The 6,015-nt window shown below is 69.4% G+C and carries 4 protein-coding genes; 3 read left to right on the top strand and 1 reads right to left on the bottom strand.

The annotated features are described in order from the left end of the window. Nucleotides 1–313: 313 nt before the first annotated feature. Entirely contained in the window at nt 314–2,551 is a 2,238-nt protein-coding gene (locus IT359_17440) for an NADP-dependent isocitrate dehydrogenase (GenBank protein MCC6930778.1), read from the bottom strand. A gap of 295 nt (nt 2,552–2,846) precedes the next feature. Here IT359_17440 and IT359_17435 point away from each other — a divergent pair, with 295 nt between their 5' ends. The 3 genes from IT359_17435 to IT359_17425 are packed head-to-tail and all read left to right on the top strand — an operon-like array spanning nt 2,847 to nt 6,001. Then, nucleotides 2,847–3,404, top strand: a complete 558-nt coding sequence (locus tag IT359_17435; protein MCC6930777.1) for a hypothetical protein — start codon at nt 2,847–2,849, stop codon at nt 3,402–3,404. After that, entirely contained in the window at nt 3,401–4,870 is a 1,470-nt protein-coding gene (locus IT359_17430; protein ID MCC6930776.1) for a DUF1800 domain-containing protein, read from the top strand. The genes IT359_17435 and IT359_17430 overlap by 4 nt, the downstream gene beginning before the upstream one ends. A 15-nt stretch (nt 4,871–4,885) precedes the next feature. Then, nucleotides 4,886–6,001 carry a DUF1501 domain-containing protein gene (locus tag IT359_17425; GenBank protein ID MCC6930775.1) on the top strand — a complete coding sequence of 372 codons (1,116 nt, stop codon included), beginning with the start codon at nt 4,886–4,888 and terminating at the stop codon, nt 5,999–6,001. Nucleotides 6,002–6,015: the final 14 nt, after the last annotated feature.

Below are 6,015 nucleotides of genomic sequence, written 5' to 3'. Positions count from 1 at the left end.
TGCCAAGGTCTCCCCCGTGTACCTCCGTTCCTCCGTGTGTCCTCCGTGTTGAAAGCTCGTAGGAAAACCAGAACCGCGACGAATGCCAGGATTGCTGCGAACCATCGTGGAATGGCTTTGTAGCTGGACGGCAAGACAAGCGCGCGAAAGCGCTGGTACGGCGAGCAGTCAACGAAGGGCGCCTACGAAGTGCCTTGAACACGGAGGACGCACGGAGACACGGAGGGGCACGGAGGAGTGCTTCAAAACGGTGAAGGTCAACGGCCGGGTTCCTGGCGGACGTTGACCTTCTGTGTGTTGCATCTGGCGACTGCTACTTCAGCAATGCATCAATCACCGCGTTGAACGTGGCACTGGGGCGCATGGCGGCGCGGGTCTTTGCGGGGTCGGGGTGGTAGTAGCCGCCCATGTCGACGGGCTTTCCCTGGGCGCCGATCAGCTCGGCGTTGATGGTCGCCTCGTTGTCGCTGAGCGCCTTGGCCACGGGAGCGAAGCGCGCCTTGAGCTCGGCGTCCTTGTCCTGCGCCGCAAGCGCCTGGGCCCAGTACAGGGCGAGGTAGAAGTGCGAGCCGCGGTTGTCGATCTCCCCTACCTTGCGCGCCGGCGACTTGTTGGTATCGAGGAACTTCCCGATGGCCTGGTCGAGCGTGTCGGCCAGCACACCGGCCTTGGTGTTCCCGGTGGTGAGCGCCACGTGTTCCAGCGACGCGCCTAATGCGGAGAACTCGCCCAGCGAGTCCCAGCGCAGGTAACCCTCCTCCTGAAACTGCTGCACGTGCTTGGGAGCCGAGCCGCCGGCGCCGGTCTCGAACAGGCCGCCACCGGCGAGGAGCGGGACGACGGACAGCATCTTGGCCGACGTCCCGATCTCGAGGATCGGGAAGAGATCGGTGAGATAGTCGCGCAGCACGTTTCCCGTCACGGAGATCGTATCCTTCCCCTCGCGGATGCGCGCCAGCGACAACTTCATCGCGTCGACGGGCGACAGGACGCGAATGTCGAGTCCCGCCGTGTCGTGGTCCTTGAGATACGTCTCGACCTTGGCGATCACCTGCGCATCGTGCGCGCGGTTGCGGTCGAGCCAGAACACCGCCGGCGCCCCGGTGGCGCGGGCGCGGCGCACCGCCAGCTTCACCCAGTCGCGAATCGGGAGGTCCTTGGTCTGGCACCCGCGGAAGATGTCGCCACCCTCCACCGTCTGCTGCAACAGCGTCGCCCCTGAGGTCTCGTCGACGACGCGAATCACGCCGGCACCGGTGGCAATGAACGTCTTGTCGTGCGAACCGTACTCCTCCGCCTTCTGCGCCATGAGCCCCACGTTCGGCACATCGCCCATCGTGCGCGGATCATACGCCCCATGCGCACGGCAGTCGTCGAACACGGCCTCGTACAACTCGGCGTAGCAGCGATCGGGGACGAGCGCCTTGGTGTCGTGCAGCTTCCCGTCCGGCCCCCACATCTTCCCGCTGTCGCGCACCACCACCGGCATCGAGGCGTCGATGATGACGTCGTTGGGGACGTGCAGGTTGGTGATCCCCTTGTCGGAATCGACCATCGCCAGCGCCGGACGCGAGGCGTAGGTGGCGGCGATGTCCGTCTCGATCGCCTGGCGCTCGCTCTCGGGGAGTGCGGCGATCTTCGCGTACACGTCGCCCAGCCCGTTGCGCGGGTTCACGCCTAACGCCTTGAACGATTCAGCGTGCTTCGTGAACAATTCCTCGAAGAAGACCGTGACCGCGTGCCCGAACATCACCGGATCCGACACCTTCATCATCGTCGCCTTGAGGTGCAGCGAGAGGAGGAGGTCATTGGCCTTGGCGTCGGCGATCTCCTTCGCGAAGAAGGCGCGCAGCGAGCGGGCGCGCATCACCGCCGTGTCGAGGATCTCACCGGCCTCGAGCGCCAGTCCCTTCCTGAGCACCGTCGTCGAGCCGTCAGCTGCTACGAACTCGATACGCGCACTCGTCGCCGCGGGAAGGGTGAGCGAGTTCTCGCTGCCGTAGAAGTCCCCCTCGGTCATGTGCGCCACGTGCGTCTTCGAATCCCGGGACCAGGCGCCAAGCTTGTGCGGGTTCTTCTGCGCGAACGCCTTGACCGAGAGCGGGGCGCGGCGGTCGGAGTTCCCTTCGCGCAACACCGGATTCACGGCCGAGCCGAGCACCTTGGCATAACGAGCGGCGATCGCCTTCTCCGCGTCGTTGGCGGGCGACTCCGGATAGTTGGGGACGGCGAAGCCCTGCGCCTGCAGCTCGGCGATCGCTTCCTTGAGCTGCGGGACCGACGCCGAGATGTTGGGCAGCTTGATGATGTTCGCCTCGGCCCTGGTCGCCAACTCACCGAGCGCGGCCAGGTGATCGGGAATCCGCTGCTCCGGCGTGAGGGCATCGGCGAAGTTGGCGAGGATGCGCCCCGCCAATGAGATGTCGCGCGTCTCGATCGAGACGCCGGAGCCGGCGGTGAAGGCCTGGACGATGGGGAGGAGCGAGAAGGTCGCCAGCGCGGGCGCCTCGTCGATCTGGGTCCAGATGATGGTCGCGTTCTCGGAGGGCATGTCGGTATCGGTTGGAGCGATTCGGGTGGTGCCGCCCGGAAAAGATACTCGCGTCGCGGCGCGGTGCACGCCGGCGCTCTGACCACCGACCGTCCCAGCGCCCGCGACCACCCACCGTCCCAGCGAAAGCTGGGACCCATGTGTCGGCGCGTCATGCGCGAGCGGTGGCGTCACCGGGGTGTGCGCTGTCCTATGGGATGCGACGCGAATGCACCCACAGATTGGCCGGTGCGCGCGCCGCCTCCAACGTGCCATTGCGCACATCGGAAACCCGCCGCGCCTGCACGTCGTAGGTATGCACACACCCACACGCCGCACGTTGCGGCTGGAGGGACACATGATCATGGCCGACGTCCTCAAGTACGTCCTCCTGGTCCTCGGGGCGCTCGTCGTCATCGTCAGCTACTGGCTGGTGTCGGCCGCGCTTTTCCCCGTCATCGTCGACCGCGCGCGCACGGCGTACGGGCTGCGCCCGTGGCGCATCACCCTCGTTGGCCTCGCCGTCACCGTTCCCTTGCTCCTGCTGGGGGTCGTGCTCCTCACCGGGGCGCCTAACGCCTGGCTCAAGGTGCTGGGGGGCGTGGTGGCCGGCGTGCCGTTCGTGCTGGGACTCGCCGGGTCGGCCGGCCTCGCCGAGCGCGTGGGGCACGGGCTCGTGCATGCCGACGACACCCGCTCGCCCTGGCGCCGCTCGCTGCGCGGCGGAGCGGTCCTCGCCCTTGCGTTCCTGCTGCCCGTCGTTGGATGGTTCGTCGTCCTCCCGTGGGTGCTCTGCAGCGGGTGTGGCGCCACGGTGCTCGCCATGCGCACCAGGCGCGGCACGACGCCGATCGAGCTGGCGAGCGCCGCGTGATCACGCGTCGGCGCTTCCTCCAGGCGGGGGGCGCGTTGGCGGCCTCCGCGACCATCGCGAGCTGCAACGGCGCGGGCGACGGGCGCGCCCTCTGGGACACGGGCGACGTGCCGCCGTTCCAACCGCCAGCCAACGGCGATGTCGACGACGTCGCGCACGTCCTCGCACGCACCACCTACGGCGCGCGCCCAGGCGACCATGCTCGCGTCCGCGCCCTGGGCGCGACTCCTCACGAAGCGATCGAGCGCTACCTCGACGAGCAACTCGCACCGCGCGCGCACGACGCGCCCGCCGAGCGTGCCGTGCGCCGTCTCGAGGTCCTCGCCGAGCCCATCGGGGAGCTGTTCGAGTTCCAGCCAGCGCTGCTGCGCGAGTCGCTCGCCGCCGGGGCGCTGCTGCGCGCCGTGTACGCCGAGCGTCAGCTGCACACGGTGATGACCGGCTGGTGGGCTGACCACTTCAACATCGACCACTCCAAGGGCGACTGCCGCTGGCTCACGCCTGCCTTCGCGCGCGACGTCCTGCAACCGCACGCGCTCGGCCGCTTTCCCGAACTGCTGCGCGCCGTCGTCTTGCACCCGGCCATGCTCTGGTACCTCGACGGGCGAGTGAACCGGCGTCGCTCCGCCGACGAGCGCCCCAACGAGAACTACGCCCGCGAACTCCTCGAGCTGCATACGTTAGGCGCGCACGGCGGCTACACGCAGCACGACGTGATGGAGGTCGCGCGCGCGCTCACCGGGTGGACGGTGCGCTCCAAGGGGGAATCGACCTTCGGGATCGGGCGCGTCGAGTTCGACGCCGATGCGCATGACAACGGCGAGAAGGTCGTCCTGGGACAGGTGATCCCCGCCGGATGCGGGAGGCGCGATGTGGATGAAGTGCTGCAGATCGTCGTCACGCACCCGTCGTGCGCGCACTTCCTCGCCACGAAGCTCTGCCGCCATTTCATCGCCGACGACCCGCCAGCCGCGGCCATCGATGCCGTGGCGCGCACCTTTGCCGCGACAGGGGGCGAGATCGCGCCGACGCTGCGCACGCTCTTCGCGACATCGGCGTTCGCTGCCGCACGCGGGACGCGCTTCAAGCGCCCGTTCCACTTCGTCGCCAGCGCGCTGCGCGCCACCGACGCCACCATCGACGACGCGCGCCCGCTCGTCCCCTGGCTCGAACGGCTGGGCGAGGTCCCGTTCCAGTACCCGACCCCCGACGGCTATCCCGATGAGGCAGCGCCGTGGCTGGGGACGCTGCTCTGGCGCTGGCAGTTCGCCATGGCGCTGGTGCGCGGTCGCATCGAGGGGACGCGCATCGATGCGACGTCGCTGGTCACTCGCGCCGGCGGCGACGCCGCACTCCTCGCTCACCTCCTGGGGCGCCGTCCCAGCGATGCGGAGTTGCGCGCCACACGCGGAGTGCGCCACCGCCTCGCGCTCGCCCTCTCGTCGCCCGGCTTCCAGCTCGCCTAACGATCACGCCACCACATGCCCACCACGTGGAGCACCGGCAACGGCGACGACCGCCGCACCCTCGTCGTGATCTTCCTGCGCGGGGGCGCGGACGGGCTCGCGCTCGTCCCGCCCATCGGCGACGACGCCTATCATGTGGCGCGCCCGACGATCGGAGTGACGCGCGCCGAATCGATCCGGCTGGACGACCGCTTCGCCCTGAACCCGCGCCTGGCCCCGCTGGCCCCGCTCTTCCACGACGGCGCACTCGGGATCGTGCACGCCGTGGGCTCCGACGACACCTCTCGTTCGCACTTCGAAGCGCAGGACCTCATGGAGCACGGCGGCACGTCCGGTGGCGGGTGGCTGGGACGCTTCCTGCGCGTGCGCTACGGCAACGCCGCGACTGCCCTCTCGAGCGTTGCCATCGGCGAGTCGTTTCCCGAGTCGCTGCGTGGAGCCCCGTCGGTCGCCGTCCTCCGCTCGCTCGACGACTTCGCGCTCGACGCCGACGACCACGCCATGCTCGGCGCGCTCGACACGCTCTACGCCGGCGCCCCGTCCGCGTTGGGCGGGCGGCTGGCCCCCGCCGCGCGCGACACGCTCGCCGCGTTGCGTCACGTCGCCCAGCTTCGCGGCATGCCGCACGCGCCCGCACACGGCGCGGCGTATCCGGGCGACGACTTCGGCCGCGACCTGGCCGAAGTGGCGCGCCTCATCAGGGGACGCGTAGGGCTCGCGGTGGCGACGGTCGACCTCGGAGGGTGGGACTCGCACTTCACGCAGGGGACCCTGCTCGACCCGTTGATGGACCGCCTCGCGCGCGGGCTGCACGCCTTCCACACCGACCTTGGCCCCGCCGAGATGGGGCGCGTGACGGTAGTGGTGATGACCGAGTTCGGCCGCCGCGTCGCCGAGAATGCGTCGTTAGGCACCGATCATGGGCGCGCAAGCGTGATGTTCGTGATGGGCGACGGCGCGCAGGGCGGGTCGGTGCGCGCACGCTGGCCAGGTCTCGAGCGCGAGCGGCTGGACGGGCCGGGCGACCTCGCGGTGACGACCGACTATCGCGAGGTGCTCGTCGCCCTTCTCCGCACCCACGGCGCCAGCGACACCGAGCGCATCTTCCCCGACTGGCCGCGCATGGCCTGAGCCACCTGGCGGGA

This window comes from Gemmatimonadaceae bacterium (genome assembly GCA_020852815.1).
Lineage (GTDB): Bacteria > Gemmatimonadota > Gemmatimonadetes > Gemmatimonadales > Gemmatimonadaceae > SCN-70-22.
The sequence above is the reverse complement of the archived record's forward strand: the minus strand, read 5'-3'. Positions and strand labels throughout refer to the sequence as shown.